Source organism: Amycolatopsis sp. NBC_00438, assembly GCF_036026695.1.
Classification (GTDB): Bacteria; Actinomycetota; Actinomycetes; order Mycobacteriales; family Pseudonocardiaceae; genus Amycolatopsis.
In genome coordinates, this window is sequence record NZ_CP107923.1 from 9478999 (window position 1) to 9500264 (window position 21266).

Sequence of the window (21266 nt, forward strand, 5' to 3'; positions counted from 1 at the left end):
ACGGTCAGCTTCACGCGGCCACCTCCTTCTCACTCGTGAAAACCGCCAGCTGGGTCGGCGGTCCTGAATCCTGGTCCTCCGGTCCGACCGGCAGGTAACGAACGGCGTAGCGATTTCGGGCCGCGACGCCGTCGGCCCAGGCGCGGAACTCCGCCCGGGTCCATTCGAACCGGTGATCGGCGTGCCGGAAATGCCCCATCGGGAGGAATTCGAACAGCCGGTTGTACTCCGCGTTGGGCGTCGTGACGATCACCGTCCGCGGCGCCGCGACCCCGAACACGGCGTGCTCCAGGGCCGGCAGCCGCTCTTCGTCGACGTGTTCGACGACCTCCATCAGCACGGCGGCGTCGTACCCGGCCAGCGCCGGGTCGGCGTAGGTCAGCGCGGACTGCCGCAGCGTCACGCGGCTGTGCTCCTTGAGCCGCTTCTCCGCGATGTCCAACGCACTCGCGGAGACGTCGACGCCGACGATCTCGGTGAACGACGGCTCCTTCTCGAGCACGCGCAGCAGTGCACCGGGACCGCAGCCGAGGTCGAGGACGCGCTGGGCGCCGGCCGCCCGGAGCGCGGCGAGCACGCTCCCGTGCCGCTGCGTCGACAGCGGTTCGGGCCGGTCGGGAACCTCGGTGACCAGAGCTTCGGCCTCCGCCGGGACGTCGTCCGCCTCGGCGAGGCGCGACAGCGCGTAGTTCACGACGGGACGGCGTCGCTCGAGGTAGCGGTTGGTGATGAGCGTGCGCTCGGGGTGCCGGCCGAGCCAGCCTTCGCCGGCGCGCAGCAGCTTGTCGGCCTCGTCCTGCCCGACCCAGTAGTGCTTGTCGCCGTCGAGGGCGGGCAGCAGGACGTAGAGGTGGCGCAGCGCGTCGGCGACCCGCTGGGTACCGGTGAGCGTCAAGTCGACATAGCGACTCTCGCCCCACTGCGGGAACTCCGGGTCGAGCGGGATCGGCGTCGCCGTGACCTGCCAGCCGAGCGGCTCGAAGAGCTTGTGCACCACCTCCGCGCCACCGCGCGCGGACAGCGACGGCACGCGGATCTCCAGTTCGAAGGCCTCGTCGACGAGTTCGGGACGCGCGGCGCAGCGCCCGGCGAGCGCCGTCGTGAACGCCGCCCGCAGCGCCACCGCGAGGTACGAGCCACCGGCGTACGGCCGGTCGTTGACGTACTGCGTCAACGACGTCCCGCCGCCGCGCACGAGCTCGATCGCATCGATCTCGACGAACAACGCGGCGGTGCACTTCGCCGGCGTCGCCTCGGGGTAGAAGACGTGCGCGGTGCCGGCGGAAAGCGCGACCGACTGGGCCTTCTCCGGATGCTTGTGCAGGAGGAAGCCCAGATCGGTGGCGGGGGTACGGGTGGTCGTGATGGTCAACAGCACCGCGCAAGTGTGGCTGACGCCCTGGTGACCGCGCGCCCGGTTTTCCGGAGTGCGACCCTGAAGGCATGAACCGCCTCGCCAGTGCGACCAGCCCGTACCTGCTCCAGCACGCGGAGAACCCGGTCGAGTGGTGGCAGTGGGGCGCGGACGCGCTCGCCGAGGCGCGGCGGCGGAACGTGCCCATCCTGTTGTCCGTGGGCTACGCCGCGTGCCACTGGTGTCACGTCATGGCGCACGAGTCGTTCGAAGACGCCGGGACCGCGGCAGAGATGAACGAGAACTTCGTCAACATCAAGGTCGATCGCGAGGAGCGGCCGGACATCGACGCGGTGTACATGGCCGCCACGCAGGCGATGACCGGGCAGGGCGGCTGGCCGATGACCTGCTTCCTCACCCCGGACGGCGAGCCGTTCCACTGCGGCACCTACTACCCGCCGACGCCGCGGCCGGGGATGCCGTCGTTCCGGCAGCTGCTGTCCGCCGTCGCCGAGGCCTGGCAGGAACGGCCCGGCGAGCTGCTGGAGGGCGCGAAGCAGATCGTCGCGCACATCGCCGAGCAGACCGGGCCGCTGCAGGAGTCCGTTGTGGACGAAGCCGTGCTCGCGGCCGCCGTGGAAAAGCTTCAGGGGGAAGCTGATCCGGTCAACGGCGGGTTCGGCCGCGCGCCGAAGTTCCCGCCGTCGATGGTGCTGGAGTTCCTGCTGCGCCACTACGAGCGCACCGGATCTGAGACGGCATTGTCCCTGGTGGACGCGACAGCGGAGGCGATGGCGCGCGGCGGGCTGTACGACCAGCTCGGCGGCGGCTTCGCCCGGTACTCCGTGGACGCCGAGTGGATCGTGCCGCACTTCGAGAAGATGTTGTACGACAACGCGTTGCTCCTGCGGTTCTACGCCCACCTCTCGCGCCGCACCGGCTCGCGGACCGCGTCGCGCGTCGCCACCGGGACGGCCGAGTTCCTCGCCGCGGAACTGCGGACGGCCGAAGGCGGCTTCGCGTCGTCGCTGGACGCGGACACCGACGGCGTCGAAGGCCTGACCTACGTCTGGACGCCGGCGCAGTTGCGTGAAGTCCTCGGCGAGGAGGACGGCAAGGTGGCCGCCGACCTGTTCGGCGTCACGCCCGAGGGGACTTTCGAGGACGGCGCGTCGACGTTGCGCCTGCTCGCGGACACGCCGTTCGAGGACATCCGGTTCAAGCTCCTCGACGAGCGGGCGAAACGGCCGCAGCCGGGCCGTGACGACAAGGTGATCGCGTCCTGGAACGGCCTGGTGATCACGGCTTTGGCCGAGGCGGGCGTCGCTCTCGATCGTCCACAGTGGATCGAATGGGCCCGTGACGCGGCTGACTTGCTGCTGCGCGTCCACGTCGTCGACGGCCGGTTGCGACGCAGCTCCCGCGACGGTGTCGTCGGCGAGTCGGCCGGCGTGCTGGAGGACTACGCCTGCGTCGCCGACGGATTTCTGGCCCTGCACCAGGCCACGGGCGAGGCGAAGTGGCTCACCGAGGCGACCCGGCTGCTCGACCTGGCGCTGACGCACTTCGCGTCCCCGGATGTCCCGGGCGCGTACTTCGACACGGCCGACGACGCCGAGACGCTGGTCCAGCGCCCGGCCGACCCGGGCGACAACGCCAGCCCGGCGGGGGCATCGGCGCTGGCCGGTGCGCTGCTGACGGCGTCCGCGCTCGCGGGTCACGAGAACGTCGGGCGCTATCGCGAGGCCGCCGAGCAGGCGGTTCGCCGGGTCGGCGTGCTCGCCGGCCGGGTGCCGCGGTTCGCCGGGCACTGGCTGTCGGTCGCCGAGGCGATGCAGGCCGGTCCGGTGCAGGTCGCGGTGGTCGGCGCGGACCCGGCGTTGCGGCTCGCGGCGGCCCGGGGCGTCCACGGCGGCGGCATCGTGCTGGCGGGTTCGCCGGACGCCCCAGGCGTCCCCCTGCTGGCCGACCGCCCGCTGGTGGCCGGCGCCGCGGCGGCGTACGTCTGCCGCGGTTACGTCTGCGACCGCCCGGTCACCACCCCGGAAGCTCTCGCCGCCCAGCTCTGACCCGGTCCGTGAAGGCCCCCTTGAGGGACTCAGAGTCCCTCAAGGGGGCCTTCACGGCTTTGCGCTCTGGGTGAACGACGTCCGCAATCAGGTGTTTCCGGCGTAGCGTCGGTAGCGTTGTAATCATGTAATCGGAGGTGCGGCATGGGACGAGGCTGGAAAGGCGGCAGCGGCTGGAAGGGCGGCGGCGGCTGGCAGCAGGGCGAGGTGCCTTCGGCGGACGACGCGGCGGCCTGGTTCGGCGGGCGCCTGCCCGAGGGCTGGTTCACCGGAGCGCCGGAGGTCACGGTCGACCGGGAAGAGATCATCGTGATCGGCGAGCTGCCGGCGCTCACCGAGGAGTACGCCGACGACGCGGCCCGCGCCGCGGCCGAGGACGGCCGGATCAGCCGCTACCGCGAGGAGACGCGCGACGAGCGCATCGAGATCGCGCGCCAGGCCGAGCACCGCTACCAGCGGAAAGTCTCCTGGGGCACCAAGCTCGGCGGCACGACCGTGCTGTTCACCACCCACTCGGCGCCGGTGATGACCCGGCTCCGGCAGCCGGAACGCCTGGTGCTCGACACACTGGTGGACGCCGGCGTCGCGCGCTCGCGGTCGGAGGCGCTGGCCTGGGCGGTGCGCCTGGTCGGCGAGCACGCCGACAGCTGGCTCGGCGACCTGCGCGAAGCCATGACCAAGGTCGACGACCTGCGCTCGAAGGGCCCGGACCTGGCCTGACGCACGTGGGGTGCCGCCCCCTCGGCGGCACCCCGCCGCTGGTGGCGAGCGACGGAGGTCCAGCCGCCTGGAGGCGACACGCGACCGCCGTCGGCGCGTGGCGGGGTGCTGCCCCCTCGGCGGCACCCCGCCACGCACGATCAGTCGGCGACCAGGATCGCCTTCCGGAACCCGAAACCCGCCTCGCGCTGCCGGCGCACGACCCAGCAGCCCGGGGCGATGCCGGTCGCCCCGTGCTCCGGGTGCACGAGGTACACCGGCAGGGCGTTGCGCACCATCGCGATCGCCAGGCCTTCGGGGTCGTTCACCCAGGTCGTCAGCCGGCACGAGCCGTGTTCGGCGACGAGGGTGTGCGGGTTGTTGCCGTCTTCGCCGCGGACGAGTTCCACGCCCTCCTCGGGCAGGGGGCGCCAGCCGTGGACGTCGACGCCGGTCATCTCTGCCGGGACGACGATCAGGTCGCCTTGGGCCTGGAGCCCGTCGATCACCGGGACGGCGACCTGCCGGTCGAGGTGGCCGAGGACGTCGAGTCCGGTGTGGTCGAGCAGTTCTGCGAGATACATGCGATCACCTATGGGGTTCAGGTCCGACGCCGCAGCTGCGCGTACTGGGCTCCGCTGAGCCCGTACGTCCAGCCGGCGGCGTCGAGGGGATGGTCGAATCCGGCGGGGACACGCAGTCCGTAACGGCGGCGGGTGCCGTCGCGCTCGACGGAGCCGTTCACCGCCAGCAACAGCCGGGCGGGCGCGCGCCACGGCTCCGGCCACGCGTTGTAGAGCAGGAGTTCGCAGCCGGGGTTGCCGGGATCCTCGGCGTGGGCGAGGAGTTCCAGGCCGGCGTCTTCGACGAAGGCCGCCCAGCCGACGTGCTCGATCGCGCAGCGGCGCACTTCGACGTTGCGCTCGCTGGTGATCCGGTCCGCCGTCGGCGCGTCGATCACCCAGGACGGCACCCGCGTTCCGTGCCACGCGTGCACGGTCCAGCCGTCGGGGAACGCCATCGCCGGCCCGTTCCCGTTGTGCAGCCGGGCTTCGCCGTGGTCCGACGGCAGCTGTTCGGTGCGCGCGACGAGCGGCCGTTCGGCAATGACGCAAACGTTTTCGCGGGGCCACCACCAGCCGCAGGACCGGGCGAGCGTCGCCCACAGGTCCAACTGCGCGACGTCGCCGAGGGCGAACCGCACGCCGTCGACCCGCCGGTGGAGGTCGTAGTGCGCGACCCAGTAGGCGTCCTGCTGGCCGTACCAGTGCAGCCCGGACGACGTCGCGAGCTCGCCGCGCAGCACCCAGGCGACCGAGTCCCGGATCGTCCGGCGCAACGCGGGCGCGACACCGTTGTTGAGGAGTTCGCGCACCGAAGCGCCGCCGCGCGGCGGGTCCGGCCACCGGTACCGGTCCCGCCAGGCCCCGACGTACTGGTCGAGCCGCTCGCGCAGGGACGTCACCAGCGTCGCTATCAGTGCTTCGACCGGCAGGTCACCGCCGAGCGAAAGCGCTTGCGCGGGTGGGATCAGCGCGACGGCGGCCGCGGGCGAACCGACCCAGGCGAACTCGGGTGGTGACTGCCCGGCCAGCGCGTACAACTCGCTGATGACGGCTTCCGCGGTCCCGCGCTCGGCGGGTTCGGTGCTCAGCGCGTGGCGCAGCCACTCATCGCGGATTTCGGGAGCCCGGGAATGCTCGGCCGGGACGGGGATGCGGCGGGGTTCCCGCCGCGGGGTGCTCAACGCACCAGGGCGCGCACGCCCTTTCGGATCGACATGATCCGATGATTACAGGTGTTCCGTGGACCACGCAAGGGTGATCTGAACCTGCGGGATCCACGCGGCTGGGGCACGCTGACTACTAACGAGTAGCAAGTACTTTTCGGAGGAAGCCGTGGACGTGCCCAATGTGCCCGCGAAGGTGGATCCGGACGCGCTGACCGCCGTCCTCGACGGCCGCTGGGCCGAGCTGCGCCGTGGCGTGCGCGCCGAGATGAGCGGCTCGGAGTTCCGTGATCCGATCGACCTCGACGTCGAGGCCCACCGCGCCCAGGTGCTCGACCAGCTGCGCGCGCTCGCCGCGACCGACCGGCCCGGGCTGGGTTTCGACCCGGCCTACGGCGGGGGCGGTGACGTCGGCGGCTCGGTGACGTCGTTCGAGATGCTCGGCTTCGGCGACCTGTCGCTGATGGTGAAGGCCGGCGTCCAATGGGGACTGTTCGGCGGCGCCGTCCAGCTGCTGGGCACCGAACGCCACCACTCGAAGTACCTGCGTGAGATCAAGGACCTCGACCTGCTCGGCTGTTTCGCGATGACCGAGCACGGCCACGGTTCCGACGTCCAGCACCTGCGCACCACCGCGACCTTTGCCGACGGCAGGTTCGTGCTGCACACGCCGGACACCATGGCCAAGAAGGAATACATCGGCAACGCGGCCCGCGACGGCCGGATGGCCGTGGTGTTCGCGCAGCTGATCACCGGCGACGAGTCCCGCGGTGTGCACGCGTTCCTGGTGCCGATCCGGGACGAGGACGGCAATCCCGCTCCCGGAGTGTCCATCGAGGACTGCGGTCCCAAGGCGGGCCTGAACGGCGTCGACAATGGACGGTTGAGCTTCGGCAACGTCCGGGTCCCGCGCGAGGCCCTGCTGAACCGCTTCGGCGACGTCGACGAGTCCGGCGCGTACTCGAGCCCGATCGAGAGCGACAGCCGTCGCTTCTTCACGATGCTGGGCGCGCTGATCCGCGGCCGGGTGAGCGTCGGCGGCAGCGCGGGCAGCGCGACGAAACGCGCGCTGGCGCTGGCTGTCCGCTACGGCGAGGTCCGCCGCCAGTTCACGAAGCCGGGCGGCGACGAGGTCGTCGTCCTCGACTACCTGGCGCACCAGCGGAAACTGCTGCCCGCGCTGGCGAAGACGTACGCGCTGCACTTCGCCCAGGAGGAGCTGGTCTCGAAACTGCACGACATCGACTCGTCGGCGCCGGAAGAAGAACAGCGTGAGCTGGAGTCCCGCGCGGCCGGGCTGAAGGCGGCGAACACCTGGCACGCGACGGCGACGATCCAGACCGCGCGCGAGGCGTGCGGCGGCTCGGGTTACCTCTCGGAGAACCTGCTGGCCGGGCTGAAAGCCGACACGGACGTCTTCACGACGTTCGAAGGCGATAACACGGTGCTGCTGCAGCTGGTCGCGAAGGGCCTGCTGACCAGCTTCAAGCAGGACTTCGAGGACCTGAGCCCGCTGGCGACGGCGCGGTTCTTCGCCGAGCAGGTGGTCAGCACCGTGCTGGAGCGGACGTCCGCGCGCAAGGCGTTCGAACGGCTCACCGAGGCGTCCGATTCGGACGTGTTCTTCCGCCGCGACTGGCAGCTCGGGCTGTTCGAGGACCGCGAGGAGCACGTCGTCGAGGGCGTGGTGAAGCGCTTGCGCAAGGCGGGTGACGACCCGTTCGGCGTGTTCAACGCGGCCCAGGACCACGTGCTGCGCGCCGGCCGGGTGCACGTCGAACGCCTGATCCTTACGGCGTTCGCCGGGGCCGTCGAGCGGTGCGAGGACCCGGAAGCCCGCACGGTGCTGGAGCGCGTCTGCGACCTGTACGCGCTGTCGGCGATCGAAGAGGACCTGGCCTGGTTCCTGGGCCACGGCCGCCTGTCGGCGTCCCGTGGAAAAGCCGTTACGGCGGCGGTGAACGGCCTGTGCGCGGAGCTGCGCCCGCACGCCCGGACCCTGGTGGACGCGTTCGCGATCCCGGAGCAGTTCCTCCGCGCGCCGATGCTGACGTCCTGACCCGCTCGCCGGAACCGGGGTTGCCTCGGTTCCGGCGTTCGACGTGCGGCACCGACGACAAAGGGGCGGCGCGCTGTGCGCGTCCGCCCCGGCTGCCGCCGTGCACCCCGGGCGGCTCGGCTTCGGGGAGCCGGCCGCCCGCTCAGGGTTACGACTTGCGGTGCTTGCCGTTGTCGTCGGTGACCTCGAACTGCTCCTTGCGGACCTTGCCCGACACCGTCTGGTCCTCGGTGACCGTCTCGGTCTTGAGGCGTGCCCGCTCGACGGCCACGGTTTCCTTGTTCACGACCGGCTTTTCGGCGTGCAGGATGATGTCCTGCTCGTCCTCGCCGATCTCGGCCCGCCCGCCGGCGCCGTCCTTGATCGGCTCGCGCTCGATGCGCACCTCTTCGTGGCTCACCGGCACGGTGATCTGCTGCTCTTCGGTGACGACGTACTTGCGCAGCCGCACGTGCCCGGTCTCGACCTGCTCGGTCCCGACGTTCAGCCGCTCCTCGGAGCGCGTCATGGTCCGGTCGCCGTCGCGGCCCATCTTGTCGCGGCCCGCCTTGTCCCGGCCGGCGGCGTCCATTTCGGACCGCCCGCGGCCCGCGCTGTCCATTTCGGACCGGCCGCGGCCGGCGTCGCCCATGGCGGCCTGCCGGGTCCCCGCACTGTCCATTCCGGACTGCTCACGGCCGTTGCCCTTGCCCTGCGCCATCCGGTCGTCCATCCGCCCGTCGGGCGACGTCCGCGGCACCGGCAGGCCGTAGTGCTTGTAAAGCTGCGCGCTCTCCTCCGGCGAGAGGTGACCGTCGGCGTCGATGCGGGGCGCGTCGGAGACGCTGTCCTTGTCGACCTGGACGTGCACGCCGTCCTGGTCGGTGTGCGCGCCGGAAAGCGGGACGAAGCTCTCCTTGGTCCCGAAGAGGCCGGTCTTCACCGTGATCCACTCCGGCTGGTGCGTCGCGTCGGCGAGGTAGACGTTGCCGACCTTCCCGAGCTTGTGGCCGTTCGGGTCGACGACGGCACTGTCGATGAGCTCCTGGGGCTGCATGGTCTTGGCCATCGCGGTGCTGCTCCTTCCACGCGTTGAGTGTGTCTGGGGCAACGGTCGGTCGTGGCCTTGATCACGGCAACCGTCGTGGTGTCCCTGTGGGTGACCCCCGAAGGTGCGAGTTTGAAGCACCGCCCGCGGGCTAAGTCCGAGGTGTCGCCGCAGGTCAGAGCCATGGCCCGCGGCGCGATCCGCGGGCCCGGGGTTGGTGCGAAGGTGTGTAACCCCGGGTGGCTGGGAAAGACAGGGCATGGACGAGTGCGAAGTGATGTGGCGCGTCCCGGCCGACGCGGACGCCGTGATGCAGTTCGTCGGCTGGGACCACCCGCTGCCGGCGGTGGTGCTGAAGCTCGGCGAAGTGACGGTGACGCTCGCGCCGCCGCGCAACCGCGCGGAAGAGTCCGAGTTCGCGCGCTTCCTGGTCAACCTCGCGGCGGCCGCCCGGGACGCGGCGAAGCAGTTCGTGTGACCGGCGCCACTGTCACAACGTCGCGCGCGGCTTCGTCAAGGGGGTGAAACCGGACGAGGGAAGGAAAAGACCATGGATGCACGGCTCGACATGTTCGAGAACGAGGTTGCCGGCAAGTTCGTCAAGCGCCTCGTCGCGGCGTCCCGCCCCGTCGAGGAGTCGACGCTGCCCAAGGCGACGCAGGAGCTGGTGAAGATCCGGGCCAGCCAGATCAACGGCTGCGGCGTCTGCCTGGACATGCACACGAAGGACGCGGCCCACGCGGGCGAGACGTCCCTGCGCCTGAACCTGGTGGCGGCCTGGCGCGAGGCGACGGTGTTCACCGAAGCGGAGCGCGCGGCGCTGGCCCTGGCGGAGGAGGGCACGCGCCTGGCGGACAACCACCACGGCGTCGGCGACGACACGTGGGCCGAGGTCCGCAAGCACTTCGACGACGAGCAGGTCGGCGCGCTGGTCGTGCTCGTGGCGATGATCAACGCCTGGAACCGGCTGAACGTGATCGTCCGCAACCCGGCGGGTGACTACCAGCCGGGAATGTGGGCCTGAACTGGGGGAAGGGGACTCTCGCGAGTCCCCTTCCGCGCGTCAGGACGACTTCTGCCCGTCAAGCGCCTCACGCAGGATGTCCGCGTGCCCGGCGTGCTGCGCGGTCTCGGCGATGACGTGCAGCAGCACCCGCCGCACGCTGCGCACGGCGCCCGGCTCGTTCCAGGGCGCCTCCGGCAGGAGGTGCGTCGCCGAAAGGTCCACGGTGGCGACGACCTCCGCGGTCCGGGCGGCGACCTCCTCGTAGCGCTTGAGGATCCCGGCGAGGGAGTCGCCGGGCAGCATCCGGAACTCGTTCTGGTGATCGATGGCCCACTGCGGGTACTCCCGAGCGGTCCCGCCGGCGAAGTCGGCCCAGGTCACGCCGTCGGGCAGGTCGTAGCGCAGCGCCGAGGGCCCTTCGACGGCCCAGCGCAGCCACCCTTCCTCGATGGTCGCGACGTGCTTGATCAGCCCGCCCAGGCACAGGGCGGAGACGGTCGGGTGTTCGCCGAGCTGCTCGTCGGTGAGGTCCCGGACGGTGTTCGTCAGGGCAGCCCGCGCGACGGCGAGCTCGGCGATCAGGTCGGCGGTTTCGTTGTTCTCTGGCATAGGACCACCCTCGCAGGGGTAGCGGCCAGGAAGTGTCCTCTTCTCGGGGCATCATGGAACCCATGCCGAAGACCTCGGGCCGCCTGCTGTCGTTGCTCTCGTTGCTCCAGTCCCGCCGCGACTGGCCGGGGGCGCTGCTGGCCGAGCGCCTGGAGATCAGCCCGCGCACGGTCCGCCGAGACGTCGACCGCCTGCGAGAACTCGGCTACCCGATAGCGGCGATCAAGGGCCCGGACGGCGGCTACCGCCTGGACGCCGGCACCGAACTGCCACCCCTGTTGTTCGACGACGACCAGGCAGTGGCCCTGGCGGTCGCCCTCCAGCTGGCGGTCACGACGGGAGCAGGAATCGAGGAGGCCGCGGCGAGAGCGTTGACCACGGTCCGCCAGGTGATGCCCTCGCGACTGCGTCACCGCATCTCGACCCTGCAGATCACGGCCGTCGCCCGCCCCTCGTCCGCCCAGGCGTCCCCAGGGGTGTTGCTGGCCCTGAGCACGGCAATCCACGCGGCCGAGGTCCTGCGTTTCGACTACGCGTCGGCGCTACGCCGAGCCGAGCCCCACCACCTGATCACGTGGGGAGGCCGCTGGTACCTGGTGGCGTGGGACCTGGACCGCGAGGACTGGCGCACGTTCCGCGCGGACCGCATCACCCCGCGAACGCCGACCGGGCCGCGTTTCAAGCCGCGTGAGCTGGGCGACGTGGGCGCCTTCGTGACGTCCCGTTTCCGGGGATCTTCGACTCCGGAATTGCCCTGCCAGGGCGAGGTGATCCTCGCCGCGCCGGCCGCGGAGGTGGCGCCGTATGTCCACGAGGGACTGGTCGAGGCGCTGGACGTTTCGCATTGCCGGGTGGCGATGGGTGCCTGGTCATGGCCGGCCTTGGCGGCATCCTTCGGCCGGTTCGACGCGGACATCGAGGTGGTCGGCCCTCCGGAGCTGAGGGAAGCGTTCGCCGAACTGGCCACTAGGTACACCGCGGCCGCTGCCCGGTGATGAGCACGGTGTGCTGCCGGATCAGAAACGGCCCCCGGACGGCGGCGCACTGCTCTGGGGTGAGCGGCCGATCGGACATGCTGTCGAGGTCGGCGAGCACCGGTCCGGCGTTGAGATCACACCGGCACCGCGCTTCGACGGCACCGGATCGGTACCAGGAGTTCCTCGCGTTGCTGCGCACCATCGACAAGAACGTGCCCGCCGGGCTCGAGGTCCACGTGGTGCCTGGCTGCTCAAGAACCCCGGTACCACTTGCACTTCACCCCGACCGGCTCCAGCTGGCTCAACCTCGTCGAACGGTTCTTCGCTGAGATCACCGCCAAACTGCTCCGCCGCGGTGTCCTCCGCTCAGTCACGGCCCTTGAACGCGACATCCGAGACTGGATCGCCCAGTGGAACACCAACCCTCGGCCCTACGTCCGGACCCGCACCCCTGATCAGATCCTTGAGTCAGTCGCCGCCTACTGCCGACGAATTAACGACTCAGGACACTAGGCGTACATGGCCAACCAGATCGCGATGTAGTGGCAAATCGCCGCCAGCACCGTGCACGCGTGGAAGTACTCGTGGTACCCGAACGTATCCGGCCAGTGGTTGGGCCACTTGAAGCCGTAGAACGCCGCGCCCAGGGTGTAGAACAGCCCGCCCACGCACAGCAGCACCAAAGCCGCCACGCCCGCGTGGGACAGCAGCTCCGGGAAGACGAACACCGCTACGTAGCCCAGCGCTATGTAGATCGGCACGCCCAGCCAGCGCGGTGCGTGGGGCCACAGCATCTTCAGCGCCACGCCGAGGACAGCGCCGCCCCAGACGATCGAGAGGACCACGTAGCCCGTGGGCTTGGGCATCGCCAGCAGGGTGAACGGGGTGTACGTGCCCGCGATGAACAGGAAGATCATCGAGTGATCCGCCCGCTTCATCCACTTGTACGCGCGGGGGCTCCACAGCCGGCGGTGGTACAGCGCGCTCACGCCGAACAGGCCCAGGATCGTGACGCCGTAGATCGACACCGCCAGAGTGGCGATCGCGGACACTGTGGACGCGGCCAGGCTGATCAGTGCCGCCGCCGCCGCGAGGGCACCGAAGAACGTCCAGAAGTGGATGTGGCCCCGGAGGCGGGGGCGCAGGTCCACTACGGGCTCCGGGGATTCCGTCGTCACACTCACACAACCAGGTTACGGGACCGTAGGTTCCCGGACAGCGGTCAAGTCACACGCCTCACACCGGGTGCGTAGTCTTCCTCGACGTGAGTGTTCGCTCCTTCTTGTCCGACGTCGTGTACAGCGCCTACGGCAGGCGCCTCATCCAGCAGGCCCGCGGCCGGCATCCCCGGCACATCGCCATCATGCTCGACGGCAACCGCCGGTGGGCGCGGGAAGCGGGCTTCGCGGACGTCGCGGACGGCCATCGGGCCGGCGCGAAGAAGATCGCGGACTTCCTGAGCTGGTGCCACGAGGCCGACGTCGAGGTCGTCACCATGTGGCTGCTCTCCACCGACAACCTCAACCGCGACCCGGACGAGCTCACGCCGCTGCTGAAGATCATCACCGACGTCACCGACGAGCTCGCCGCGCCGGGTACGCAATGGCGGCTGCGGATCGTCGGGGCGCTCGACCTGCTACCCGCCGAAGTCGCCAAGCGACTCAGCGAAGCCGCCGCGCGCACCGAAGGGCGCACCGGCATGGAGGTCAACGTCGCGGTCGGTTACGGCGGGCGCCAGGAAATCGCGGACGCTGTGCGCAAGCTGCTGCTCCACCACGCCGACGAAGGCACGAGTATTCACGAGCTGGCGAAAATCCTCGACGTCGACCACATCTCCGAGCACCTCTACACCTCGGGGCAGCCGGATCCGGATCTCATCATCCGCACTTCCGGCGAACAGCGGCTTTCCGGATTCCTGCTCTGGCAATCCGCGCATTCGGAATTCTGGTTCACCGAAGCCTATTGGCCGGCATTCCGCCGCGTCGACTTCCTGCGGGCTATCCGCGACTACGCCTGGCGGCACCGCCGGTTCGGTTCCTGAGCACCCCTGACACGGCGAAAAGCCCCGGAGCGGACTCCGGGGCCTTGCGCGCGACCTGACTCAGTGGTGGTGGTGCTCCAGCGAGTGCAGCACCAGCGCCGGCGAGGTCAGCACACCGGCGTAGGCGCCGGCGACCAGGGACGCGGCGCCGTAGCCGAGCGCGCCGCCACCCTCGATGAACGTGGCGTAGGCGTCGCCGAACGACGGGTCCGGGGTGTAGCCGTGGTCGTCCGTCGTGGCGGCGAACGCGGTGCTGCCGATCATCATGAGGCCCGCAGCGGTGGCGGCCACGAAACCAGCCTTCTTCAGCACTTCGCACACTCCTAGATAGAACTGTTGGGATCCGGGGCACCGGAGGACCGGTGGTGTGTCCCGCAGTCAAAAAATTACTCGCTTATCGGGCTTCTCGTACGTCTTGTACGCCCATTGTGTGAGCCCGATGCGGGGCCTTTCACTCGGTACGGTTCTCTCTTCGCTACGCAAAATGCATTCCTCAACCGAACGTGGTAGAACCCCGAAGCCGATCTTGTAAATACGCCGAGTCAGTGAATTGACCAAGATCATCCGGGCGGGTGGGTATCGATCGAGACGGCGACTACTCAGAGCCACCGTCACCAGGCGTTGATGTCGGACGACCGACAGTGAGGTGACGATCTGGCGAATCACCGGGTTGGCTTCCTGCGCGATCACCGATTCGTGGGTACCTTCCGAGATGAGGGCACGCGATCCGTGCGGGTCCTCGCGGGAGGCCCTGGTCGTGACGGTGATCGAGGGGGCGGCGCAGCCGCCCACGAGACGCACGAGGGGGCCGGCACCCGGCCCTCGTGGCCGCGCCGCCTGACAGCTCGTCAGGCGGAGTGGTCCAGCCAGGGAGGTGCCCGGCCCAGCGAGTGCGGGCGTGAGGTGCACACGCCCTCGAGGGAGATGCCGTCGTGACTGCGCAGCGTTTACCCCGTAAGGCCTCTGGCCGTTCTTCGACCGGTGCCGTTCCTGGCCCGGAGAAAGCCTCGACCTCGCCCGAAACCCAGCAGCACATGTACGTGCTCGACACGTCGGTCCTTCTGTCGGACCCGTGGGCGGTGACCCGCTTCGCCGAGCATGCGGTCGTGCTTCCGCTGGTCGTCATCAGTGAACTGGAGGCGAAGCGCCACCACCCGGAGCTCGGCTGGTTCGCCCGGGAATCCCTGCGCATGCTCGACGACCTGCGCCGGCAGCACGGCAGGCTCGACGCGCCGCTCCCCATCGGGGACCACGGCGGCACGCTGCAGGTGGAGCTGAACCACTCGGACCCGACGGTGCTCCCGATCGGGTTCCGGACCGACTCCAACGACCACCGGATCCTCGCCTGCGCGCTCAACCTGGCGGCGGAGTTCCCGGCGGTCACGCTGGTGACGAAGGACATCCCGCTGCGGGTCAAGGCCGGGGCCGTGGGCCTCGAAGCGGACGAGTACCGCGCGCAGGACGTCACGCCGTCGGGCTGGACGGGCATGGCGGACGTGGACGTCGAGCACGACGTGCTGGACACGCTCTTCGGCGGCGGCACCGTCGACCCGGTCGAGTACGGCATGGACGAGCTCGCCGAGCTGCCCTGCCACACCGGGCTGCGGCTGCTCGCTGGCAGCTCCAGCGGGCTGGGCCGGATCACGGCGGACAAGCGCATCCGGCTGGTCCGGGGCGATCGCGAGGCGTTCGGCCTGCACGGCCGCAGCGCCGAGCAGCGCATCGCGCTCGACCTGCTGCTCGACGCCGACGTCGGCATCGTCTCCCTCGGCGGCCGCGCCGGCACCGGCAAGTCGGCGCTCGCGCTGTGCGCCGGGCTCGAAGCCGTGATGGAACGCCGGCAGCACCGCAAGGTCGTGGTGTTCCGGCCGGTCTACGCGGTCGGCGGCCAGGACCTCGGTTACCTGCCCGGGTCCGAGAGCGAGAAGATGCAGCCCTGGGCGCAGGCGGTGTTCGACACCCTCGGCGCGCTGGTCAGCCAGGAAGTCCTGGACGAGGTGTTCGACCGCGGCATGCTCGAGGTGCTGCCGCTGACGCACATCCGCGGCCGCTCGCTGCACGACGCGTTCGTGATCGTCGACGAGGCGCAGTCCCTGGAGCGCAACGTCCTGCTGACGGTGCTCTCCCGGCTCGGCACGGCGTCGCGCGTGGTGCTCACCCACGACGTCGCGCAGCGCGACAACCTGCGGGTCGGGCGGCACGACGGCGTCTCGGCCGTGATCGAGAAGCTCAAGGGCCACCCGCTCTTCGCGCACGTCACGCTGACACGCTCGGAGCGCTCGCCGATCGCCGCCCTGGTCACCGAAATGCTGGAGGACCACGGCTGAGCTTGAAGTGCCGTGAGGGGCACCTTCAGGGACATCTAAGCCCTGAAGGTGCCCTTCACGGCGTTTACCAGCCCGAGGGGAGCGGACGGCCTTCCGCGAAGCCTGCGGCCGACTGGACGCCCAGCAAGGCCCGCTCGTGGAACTCTTCCAGCGTGCGGGCGCCGGCGTAGGTGCACGAGGACCGGACGCCGGAGCCGATCGAGTCCAGCAGGTCCTCGACGCTCGGGCGCGCCGGGTCGAGGGACATCCGCGACGACGAGATGCCCTCCTCGAACAGCGCCTTGCGCGCGCGGTCGAACGAACCGTCGGTGCGGGTCCGTGCGCCCACCGCACGCTTCGACGCCATCCCGAACGACTCCTTGTAGGGCCGGCCCTGCTCGTCGAACCGCAGGTCGCCGGGGGATTCGTAGGTGCCGGCGAACCACGAGCCGACCATCGCCGCGGACGCGCCCGCGGCCAGCGCCAGCGCGACGTCACGCGGGTGGCGGACGCCGCCGTCGGCCCAGACGTGCTTGCCCAGCTCGCGCGCGGCGGCCGCGCACTCGGCGACGGCGGAGAACTGCGGGCGGCCCACGCCGGTCATCATCCGGGTCGTGCACATCGCGCCCGGCCCGACGCCGACCTTGACGACGTCGGCGCCGGCCTGGATCAGGTCGCGCGTGCCCTCGGCCGTGACGACGTTCCCGGCGACCACCGGGACCTGCGGCGACACCGACCGGACGGCCTTCAGCGCGGCGATCATCTTCTCCTGGTGGCCGTGCGCCGTGTCGACGACGAGCACGTCGACGCCCGCGGCGAGCACGGCTTCGGCCTTCGCCGCGACGTCGCCGTTGACCCCGACGGCGGCCGCGACGCGCAGCTTGCCGCCGTCGTCGACCGCCGGGGTGTAGATGTCGGCGCGCAACGCGCCGACCGCGGTCAGCACGCCCGCGAGCTTGCCGTCGGCGTCCAGGCCCAGCGCCAGGTGCGCGCCCTGGGCGTGCAGCAGCTCGAAGACGTGCCGCGGCGGCGTGTCCAGCGGGACGACGGCGGTCGGCGGCTGCGCGACGTCGGCGAGGCGCGCGAAGCGGTCGACGTTCGCGCAGGCCGCTTCGGTGACGATGCCGGTCGGGCGGCCGTCGCCGTCCACGACCACGACGGCGCCGTGGGAGCGCTTGTGGACCAGGTTGAGGGCGTCGGCGACGGCGTCGCCGCCGGTCAGCACCAGCGGCGTGTCCCAGACGGTATGGCGGCTCTTGACCCAGCCGACGATGTCGGCGACGGCCGCGCTGTCGACGTCCTGGGGCAGCACCACCAGGCCACCGCGGCGGGCGACGGTCTCGGCCATCCGGCGGCCGGCGACGGCGGTCATGTTCGCCACGACGATCGGGATGGTGGCGCCGGTGCCGTCCGCGGTGGACAGGTCGACGTCGAAGCGGGACTCCACGTCCGAACGGTTCGGCAACAGGAACACGTCGTCGTAGGTCAGGTCGTGGGCGGGCCGGTGGCCGTCGAGGAAACGCACGAGTCCCCAGGCTACGTGGCTCGGCAGGAGACGGCGAACGCGGCCGGGTGCGTGGGAGGATCGGGGCATGAGCCGCCGCGACCGGGACGCCGAGGGGCGAGCACGCAACGCACGGCCGCGCGACGGCCTCGGCCGCCCGCTGCCGTACGGCGCCGACGGCGTCGAGCGCCAGCCGGAGGGCATCGTCCGGACGCCGGCGCAAACGCTTGCGGAGGCCCAGCACCTGCTCGACGACGGCAAGCCGTTCCACGCGCACGAGGTCTTCGAGGACGCTTGGAAGACGTCGGACGGCCCGGACCGCGAGCTGTGGCGCGGCCTCGCGCAGCTCGCCGTCGGCCTGACGCACGCGGCGCGTGGCAACACGTCCGGCGCCGCGTCGCTGCTGGAGCGCGGCGCGGCGAACATCGAGCCGTTCCGCAGCGAGCCGCCCTACGAGATCGACGTCGCGGGGCTGCAGCGGTGGGCGCGGGACCTGGTGGAAGAGGCGAAGCAGCGGGTCCGGGTGGAGCCCGTCCCGCCGCGGCTGACGGGCTGACCGCGCTGGGGCCGCGGTCATCACGGCGGTGGCGTCGCCGGTCGAGCCGCTGAAACCGAACGCCGCACGGAGATCCGTTCGACCGAGTCTTCCGGCCACCAGTTGTCCGTACCGCTGCCGGCAACTTGGACCGGGCGATCGAGGAGCTCGCCCTCGTCGCCCGGAAGCGCACTGCCTGAGGCGGCACTTTCACGTGAAAGTGCCGCCGCTTCTCAGGGCTGGTCCCAGCCGGTCGAGGCGGACTTCTCCGCGCCGAGCTTCGTGCCCTCGCCGTGGCCCGTGTGGACCTTCGTGGCGTCGGGGAGCGTGAACAGCTTCTCCCGGATGGACTTCACGATGGTCGGGTAGTCCGAATAGGACCGTCCGGTGGCGCCCGGGCCGCCGTGGAACAGGGTGTCGCCGGTGAACAGGACGCCCAGGTCCTCGGCGTACAGGCAGACCGCGCCCGGCGCGTGGCCCGGCGTGTGGATGACGCGCAGTTCGGTGCCCGCGATGGTGATCGTCCGGCCGTCCGCCAGTTCGCCGTCCGGGGCGCGGTCCGGGTGGGTGAGGTCCCAGACGACCCGGTCGGCCGGGTGCAGCAGGATCGGCGCGCCGGTGGCTTCGGCGAGCGCCGGGGCGGCGTTGACGTGGTCGTTGTGCGCGTGCGTGCAGACGATCGCGACCAGCTTCCGGTCGCCGACGACGTTCTCGATCGCCTTCGCGTCGTGCGCGGCGTCGATCACGATCACCTCCGCGTCGTCGCCCACGATCCACACGTTGTTGTCGACGTCCCAGCTGCCTCCGTCGAGCTCGAAGACGCCAGAGGTCACCAGGTTCTGCACGATCGCCGTCATGCGCCCGACCCTAGTGGTCGGGGCCTGACACAGCTGACATACCGTCGGTATCTACTTTCGGGTAGCTTTACTGCCGGTAAGTCGACGTGAAGGAGCAGCGATGATCCGGGACCTGCTGGCCGAGCCGCTCAAGCTGCGCTGCGGCGCCGTGCTGCCCAACCGGCTGGTCAAGTCGGCGCTCAGCGAGCAGCTCGGCGACCGGCGCAACGCCCCGACCCGCGAGCTGGCCGAGCTGTACCGGACGTGGGCGCGCGGCGGCGCCGGCACGCTGATCACCGGCAACGTCATGGTCGACCCGAGCGCGCTGGGCGAGCCGCGCAACGTCGCGCTGAGCCCCGATCCGGACGTCTACCGGCCGTGGGCGCGGTCGGTCGAAGGCGCCGAAACGCAGCTCTGGGTGCAGCTGAACCACCCGGGACGGCAGAGCCCGCGCTACCTGTCGTCCCGTCCGGTCGCGCCGTCCGCAGTGCCCTTCGGCGATCGAGGCGTCCGTACCGCCTTCGCTGCTCCGCGAGCGCTGTCCGGCGAAGAGATCGAAGCGATTGTCGAACGCTTCGGCGTCGCGGCGCGCACGTTCGCCGACGCGGGCTTCGCGGGCGTACAGATCCATGGCGCGCACGGCTACCTCGTCTCCCAGTTCCTCTCGCCGCTGACCAACCGGCGGACCGACGCCTGGGGCGGCGACGCCGCCGGCCGCCGGCGGTTCCTGCTCGAGGTCGTGCGGCGCGTGCGGGAAGCCGTCGGCGACGACGTCCCGGTGTCGGTCAAGCTCAACAGCGCCGACTTCCAGCGCGGCGGCTTCACCGAGGACGAGTCGCTCCAGGTTGTCCACGCTCTCGGCGAAGCCGGGCTGGACCTGCTGGAAGTCTCCGGCGGGACATACGAGAAGGCCGCGATGATGGGCTCGGGTCGCGCGAGCACTCAGGCGCGCGAAGCGTACTTCCTGGACTACGCCGCGAAGGCACGCAACGTCTCCGACGTCGCGCTGATGGTCACCGGCGGCTTCACCACGCCCGGCGGGATGGCCGACGCGCTGAGCTCCGGCGAACTCGACGTCATCGGGCTCGGCCGGCCGCTGGTCGTCGACCCCGGGCTGCCCGCCCGGTTGCTGGCCGGCGAGGACGTCGAGGCGCAGCGGCGCTGCCCCAAGACCGGCATCCGGCTCGCCGACAGCCTGCTGGAGATCCAGTGGCACACCCGGCAGATGCACCGGCTCGCGGCCGGGCGGCCGGTGGATTCGCGCGGTGCGGCGCTGACCCTCGTGCAGGCCGGGTTCACCGACGGGCTCAACGCGTTCCGCCGCGTCCGGGGTTAGCCGTCAGACGGCTCGGACGGCTCAGACGACTAGGGCAGCTCAGACGGCTTCGGCCCGCGCCTCGGCGGTCGCGGCCCGGTGCAGCGCGCGGCGGTGGAACGACCGGTCGGCCAGGAACAAGCCCGCCGCGAGCACGGTGAAGAACACGCCGATGGCGACGCAGTTGAGTGTCACGCGGCCGTAGCCGAGCGCGCCCGCGTCGACGAACGGGTACGGGTAGAAGCCGGTGAGCGCGCCGCGCGGCAGGGTGAACGCGAGCCACGCCGCCGGGTAGATCAGCGACCACCAGACCGTCGGCCAGGTCAGCGCGCCGCGCGGGCCGGCGAGCAGCCAGCCGAGCACGAACAGGATCGGCGTCACCTTGTGCAGCATCGTGTCGGCGAACAGCGGCAGCCCGTGCAGCTCGTACAGGCCGGCGAGGGCGACCTGGTAGACGATGCCGGTCACGATGATGCCGGCGAGCGCGTCGAGCCAGAGCACGCGGAACGGCCCGGTGACGCGGGCGGCGCCCAGCGCGACGATCAGCGAGGTCACGATGACCAGCAGGTTCGAGTCGATCGTGAAGAAGCAGAACAGGTTCGCGATCCGCGCGCCGGCGCCGCTGAACTGACCGGTGGTGTCGCCCGCGGTGGCGATCACCTGGCTGACCAGGCCGGTCAGGGCGACCACCGCGGTGACCGCGAACCAGGTGCGCGTGAGCTTCGAACCGTGCATCCCCGGAGGATACCGGCTGGTAACCGCGGTGGGGTCCTTTGTGGACCACTCGATCGAGTCAGGCCCGCCGGTGCCGTGTTCCCGGCCGGGACGTCGATCGCACGCCGGGCGGATCGGGCGGATCGCTGTCGCCGAACCCGGGCGCGCCCCGGAGGGTGGTGGTGAACGCCTCGTACCCGGCCTTCTGCTCGACCGGCAGCTGGCTGAGCCTGAAGCTCTGCCCTGCGTCGTCTTGATCACGAACCGGCCCTGAAGATCACGTTTCTTGACCGAGGCCCGGTTCGTGTCCGTGATCGTCAGCGGCGTGCCCGCCGTGACCGTGCCGCTCTTTTCCTCGAGCGGCACGATCACGAGCTCGGTCTGCACCGGCCGGAAACCCAGTGCGAAATTGCCGACGCTGGTGGTGCGGAAACCGATGAAGTTCTTTTGCTTGATTTCCGCGGCGTACACCTGCGTGTAGCTCGT

General features: G+C 70.7%; 22 protein-coding genes. 11 read left to right on the forward strand and 11 right to left on the reverse strand.

Translation table 11 applies throughout. The features are described 5' to 3' along the window. Window positions 1-10: 10 nt before the first annotated feature. Window positions 11-1378 (reverse strand): 3' terminal RNA ribose 2'-O-methyltransferase Hen1, encoded by a 1368-nt coding sequence (locus tag OG494_RS43795; RefSeq protein WP_328449025.1) that lies wholly within the window; start codon window positions 1376-1378, stop codon window positions 11-13. A 65-nt stretch (window positions 1379-1443) separates the two neighbouring features. On the opposite strand from OG494_RS43795, the gene OG494_RS43800 reads away from it, so the two are divergent. Together OG494_RS43800 and OG494_RS43805 are read left to right on the forward strand one after the other, a co-directional pair. Next, complete coding sequence (locus tag OG494_RS43800; RefSeq protein WP_328449027.1) at window positions 1444-3423, forward strand: thioredoxin domain-containing protein; 1980 nt, start codon at window positions 1444-1446, stop codon at window positions 3421-3423. 144 nt (window positions 3424-3567) lie between these two features. Then, complete coding sequence (locus OG494_RS43805; protein ID WP_328449029.1) at window positions 3568-4143, forward strand: hypothetical protein; 576 nt, start codon at window positions 3568-3570, stop codon at window positions 4141-4143. Between the two features lie 140 nt (window positions 4144-4283). On the opposite strand, the gene OG494_RS43810 is transcribed toward OG494_RS43805, so the two are convergent. Next, window positions 4284-4706, reverse strand: coding sequence for a hypothetical protein (locus OG494_RS43810; protein WP_328449031.1), 423 nt, complete (start codon window positions 4704-4706; stop codon window positions 4284-4286). Between the two features lie 17 nt (window positions 4707-4723). Next, window positions 4724-5869: a DUF6745 domain-containing protein gene (locus OG494_RS43815; protein ID WP_328449033.1), complete on the reverse strand. Its 1146-nt coding sequence runs from the start codon at window positions 5867-5869 to the stop codon at window positions 4724-4726. Window positions 5870-6020: 151 nt separating this feature from the next. Here OG494_RS43815 and OG494_RS43820 point away from each other — a divergent pair, with 151 nt between their 5' ends. Beyond that, window positions 6021-7910 carry an acyl-CoA dehydrogenase family protein gene (locus tag OG494_RS43820; protein ID WP_328449035.1) on the forward strand — a complete coding sequence of 630 codons (1890 nt, stop codon included), beginning with the start codon at window positions 6021-6023 and terminating at the stop codon, window positions 7908-7910. Between the two features lie 148 nt (window positions 7911-8058). On the opposite strand, the gene OG494_RS43825 is transcribed toward OG494_RS43820, so the two are convergent. Then, window positions 8059-8958 carry a PRC and DUF2382 domain-containing protein gene (locus OG494_RS43825; RefSeq protein WP_328449036.1) on the reverse strand — a complete coding sequence of 300 codons (900 nt, stop codon included), beginning with the start codon at window positions 8956-8958 and terminating at the stop codon, window positions 8059-8061. A gap of 238 nt (window positions 8959-9196) precedes the next feature. Between OG494_RS43825 and OG494_RS43830 the strand changes: the two genes are divergently transcribed. Further along, entirely contained in the window at window positions 9197-9415 is a 219-nt protein-coding gene (locus OG494_RS43830) for a hypothetical protein (RefSeq protein WP_328449038.1), read from the forward strand. Window positions 9416-9487: 72 nt separating this feature from the next. Further along, on the forward strand, window positions 9488-9961 hold the full coding sequence (locus tag OG494_RS43835; protein ID WP_328449040.1) for a carboxymuconolactone decarboxylase family protein: 474 nt from the start codon (window positions 9488-9490) through the stop codon (window positions 9959-9961). A 39-nt stretch (window positions 9962-10000) separates the two neighbouring features. Here the strand turns inward: OG494_RS43835 and OG494_RS43840 are convergent, their stop codons facing one another. Next, on the reverse strand, window positions 10001-10552 hold the full coding sequence (locus OG494_RS43840) for a DinB family protein (RefSeq protein WP_328449042.1): 552 nt from the start codon (window positions 10550-10552) through the stop codon (window positions 10001-10003). Window positions 10553-10614: 62 nt separating this feature from the next. Here OG494_RS43840 and OG494_RS43845 point away from each other — a divergent pair, with 62 nt between their 5' ends. After that, on the forward strand, window positions 10615-11547 hold the full coding sequence (locus tag OG494_RS43845; RefSeq protein WP_328449044.1) for a helix-turn-helix transcriptional regulator: 933 nt from the start codon (window positions 10615-10617) through the stop codon (window positions 11545-11547). Between the two features lie 491 nt (window positions 11548-12038). On the opposite strand, the gene trhA is transcribed toward OG494_RS43845, so the two are convergent. Beyond that, entirely contained in the window at window positions 12039-12680 is a 642-nt protein-coding gene (gene trhA, locus OG494_RS43855) for a PAQR family membrane homeostasis protein TrhA (protein WP_328459203.1), read from the reverse strand. A 113-nt stretch (window positions 12681-12793) separates the two neighbouring features. On the opposite strand from trhA, the gene OG494_RS43860 reads away from it, so the two are divergent. Beyond that, on the forward strand, window positions 12794-13570 hold the full coding sequence (locus tag OG494_RS43860; RefSeq protein WP_256475555.1) for an isoprenyl transferase: 777 nt from the start codon (window positions 12794-12796) through the stop codon (window positions 13568-13570). A 60-nt stretch (window positions 13571-13630) separates the two neighbouring features. On the opposite strand, the gene OG494_RS43865 is transcribed toward OG494_RS43860, so the two are convergent. Together OG494_RS43865 and OG494_RS43870 are read right to left on the reverse strand one after the other, a co-directional pair. Continuing rightward, on the reverse strand, window positions 13631-13882 hold the full coding sequence (locus OG494_RS43865) for a hypothetical protein (protein WP_326944344.1): 252 nt from the start codon (window positions 13880-13882) through the stop codon (window positions 13631-13633). Window positions 13883-13948: 66 nt separating this feature from the next. Further along, window positions 13949-14371 carry a hypothetical protein gene (locus OG494_RS43870; protein ID WP_328449050.1) on the reverse strand — a complete coding sequence of 141 codons (423 nt, stop codon included), beginning with the start codon at window positions 14369-14371 and terminating at the stop codon, window positions 13949-13951. A gap of 233 nt (window positions 14372-14604) precedes the next feature. Here OG494_RS43870 and OG494_RS43875 point away from each other — a divergent pair, with 233 nt between their 5' ends. Next, window positions 14605-15897 (forward strand): PhoH family protein, encoded by a 1293-nt coding sequence (locus OG494_RS43875; protein ID WP_328449052.1) that lies wholly within the window; start codon window positions 14605-14607, stop codon window positions 15895-15897. A gap of 64 nt (window positions 15898-15961) precedes the next feature. On the opposite strand, the gene OG494_RS43880 is transcribed toward OG494_RS43875, so the two are convergent. Then, window positions 15962-17401, reverse strand: a complete 1440-nt coding sequence (locus OG494_RS43880) for a GuaB1 family IMP dehydrogenase-related protein (protein ID WP_328449054.1) — start codon at window positions 17399-17401, stop codon at window positions 15962-15964. Window positions 17402-17468: 67 nt separating this feature from the next. Here OG494_RS43880 and OG494_RS43885 point away from each other — a divergent pair, with 67 nt between their 5' ends. Continuing rightward, the gene (locus OG494_RS43885) at window positions 17469-17936 is read left to right on the forward strand and encodes a DUF309 domain-containing protein (protein WP_328449056.1); all 468 of its coding nucleotides are present in this window, start codon (window positions 17469-17471) and stop codon (window positions 17934-17936) included. Between the two features lie 212 nt (window positions 17937-18148). Here OG494_RS43885 and OG494_RS43890 read toward each other — a convergent pair whose 3' ends face one another. Further along, window positions 18149-18772, reverse strand: coding sequence for an MBL fold metallo-hydrolase (locus OG494_RS43890; RefSeq protein ID WP_328449058.1), 624 nt, complete (start codon window positions 18770-18772; stop codon window positions 18149-18151). Window positions 18773-18872: 100 nt separating this feature from the next. Here OG494_RS43890 and OG494_RS43895 point away from each other — a divergent pair, with 100 nt between their 5' ends. Then, window positions 18873-20087 (forward strand): NADH:flavin oxidoreductase/NADH oxidase family protein, encoded by a 1215-nt coding sequence (locus OG494_RS43895; protein ID WP_328449060.1) that lies wholly within the window; start codon window positions 18873-18875, stop codon window positions 20085-20087. Window positions 20088-20126: 39 nt separating this feature from the next. Here OG494_RS43895 and OG494_RS43900 read toward each other — a convergent pair whose 3' ends face one another. After that, window positions 20127-20801 carry a Pr6Pr family membrane protein gene (locus OG494_RS43900; RefSeq protein WP_328449062.1) on the reverse strand — a complete coding sequence of 225 codons (675 nt, stop codon included), beginning with the start codon at window positions 20799-20801 and terminating at the stop codon, window positions 20127-20129. A 265-nt stretch (window positions 20802-21066) separates the two neighbouring features. Between OG494_RS43900 and OG494_RS43905 the strand changes: the two genes are divergently transcribed. Beyond that, entirely contained in the window at window positions 21067-21261 is a 195-nt protein-coding gene (locus OG494_RS43905; RefSeq protein WP_328449064.1) for a hypothetical protein, read from the forward strand. The last annotated feature ends 5 nt before the right edge of the window (window positions 21262-21266 follow it).

Bases quoted from the DNA above. Each gene is read 5' to 3' on its own strand.
- OG494_RS43885 (WP_328449056.1), top strand. From the start codon at position 17,469: ATGAGCCGCCGCGACCGGGACGCCGAGGGGCGAGCACGCAACGCACGG.
- OG494_RS43805 (WP_328449029.1), top strand. From the start codon at position 3,568: ATGGGACGAGGCTGGAAAGGCGGCAGCGGCTGGAAGGGCGGCGGCGGC.
- OG494_RS43840 (WP_328449042.1), bottom strand. From the start codon at position 10,552: ATGCCAGAGAACAACGAAACCGCCGACCTGATCGCCGAGCTCGCCGTC.
- OG494_RS43835 (WP_328449040.1), top strand. From the start codon at position 9,488: ATGGATGCACGGCTCGACATGTTCGAGAACGAGGTTGCCGGCAAGTTC.
- OG494_RS43800 (WP_328449027.1), top strand. From the start codon at position 1,444: ATGAACCGCCTCGCCAGTGCGACCAGCCCGTACCTGCTCCAGCACGCG.
- OG494_RS43825 (WP_328449036.1), bottom strand. From the start codon at position 8,958: ATGGCCAAGACCATGCAGCCCCAGGAGCTCATCGACAGTGCCGTCGTC.
- OG494_RS43830 (WP_328449038.1), top strand. From the start codon at position 9,197: ATGGACGAGTGCGAAGTGATGTGGCGCGTCCCGGCCGACGCGGACGCC.
- OG494_RS43895 (WP_328449060.1), top strand. From the start codon at position 18,873: ATGATCCGGGACCTGCTGGCCGAGCCGCTCAAGCTGCGCTGCGGCGCC.
- OG494_RS43875 (WP_328449052.1), top strand. From the start codon at position 14,605: ATGTACGTGCTCGACACGTCGGTCCTTCTGTCGGACCCGTGGGCGGTG.
- OG494_RS43845 (WP_328449044.1), top strand. From the start codon at position 10,615: ATGCCGAAGACCTCGGGCCGCCTGCTGTCGTTGCTCTCGTTGCTCCAG.
- OG494_RS43810 (WP_328449031.1), bottom strand. From the start codon at position 4,706: ATGTATCTCGCAGAACTGCTCGACCACACCGGACTCGACGTCCTCGGC.
- OG494_RS43900 (WP_328449062.1), bottom strand. From the start codon at position 20,801: ATGCACGGTTCGAAGCTCACGCGCACCTGGTTCGCGGTCACCGCGGTG.
- OG494_RS43890 (WP_328449058.1), bottom strand. From the start codon at position 18,772: ATGACGGCGATCGTGCAGAACCTGGTGACCTCTGGCGTCTTCGAGCTC.